At 67.1% G+C, this 1,086-nt stretch carries 1 protein-coding gene; it reads right to left on the bottom strand.

Annotation, left to right across the window (positions count from 1 at the left end):
* The coding region (locus FV228_RS30580; protein ID WP_147857835.1) for an IS481 family transposase at positions 1–982 on the bottom strand (982 nt) is incomplete at its 3' end.
* Between the last annotated feature and the right edge of the window lie 104 nt (positions 983–1,086).

The following is a 1,086-nucleotide window of genomic DNA, read 5'->3' as shown; positions in this document are numbered from 1 at the left end:
TGTCTGGATGCGAGACCTCCTTGGCGTCTGCGACGATGCGAAGGGCGCGTTTGATGAGGCTTGGGCTGGGCGGTCTGTGGGTGGGATTGGCGAGCGCGGGATCAGCTTCGAGACGCTGGCGCAGCACCATCTCGGGCGAGAGACCTTCGAGCACGCGCTGACGGCGACCGTTATAGGCCGCGTTGAAGCCGCGCAGCACGATCTCCAGGTCGGCGTGGCTGTAGATCATGATGCCCAACACCTCCCGCTGCACCCGGCCGTTGAAGCGCTCGACCATACCATTGGTCTTCGGCGTGTACGGGCGCGTCTTGCGATGCTGCACCCCGTGCCGCTCGCAGGCTGCCTCGAAAGCATCGGCCGTGAAGCAGGAGCCCCGATCGGTGAGCACGTGGGTGACCCGGAAGGGGAAGGCGTCGAATGCGTCCGTGAGGAAGGCCACCGCCGAGGCGGTGGTCTCGTCGTCCTTGACCGCGAGGTGCACGTAGCGGGAGGCGCGGTCGATGGCGACGTAGAGGTAGCGTTTGCGGGTGGTACCGTCACGGTCACGCAGTTTGGGCAGGTGCTTCACGTCGACATGCACGAAGCCGACCTCGTAGTCCTTGAAGGTGCCGTGCAGCTTCCGGGCCTGCTCGGCGGGCGGCAGCCGGTTGAGGCCCTCCGCCCTGAGGATGCGGTAGACGGCGTCCCGGTTCAGGTGCGGCAGGAAGTGGCTGACAACGAAGGTCAGCGCATCGAGGGGAAAGCCGGTGGAGCGGCGGAGCGCGCACACGATGGCGCGCTCCTCATCGCTGGCGCGCCAGGGCAGCTTATGGGGTCGCGCCGAGCGATCCTGACAGGCATCGGGGCCGCGTTTGCGCCATTTGCGGATGGTCTCGGTGGAGACGCCGTAGCGCTTGGCCAGCACCCCGGAGCTCTCGGGCGAGCGGGCGATCTCGGCGCGGACAGCCGGAGTGGTGCGGGCCTGGGGATGGATGGCGAGCATCAACGAGCCCTCCTGGCAACACGGCGGCGCACACCCTCGAACCGCCAAGCGTAGGCTTTGATCGCCCAGCGTGCCACATCCCAACGACGTTCCGCAACCAAACA

The sequence above is a fragment of the Methylobacterium sp. WL18 genome (genome assembly GCF_008040015.1).
Lineage (GTDB): Bacteria > Pseudomonadota > Alphaproteobacteria > Rhizobiales > Beijerinckiaceae > Methylobacterium > Methylobacterium mesophilicum.
Note: the sequence above shows the minus strand (reverse complement) of the source record. Positions and strands in the feature narration are given on the sequence as shown.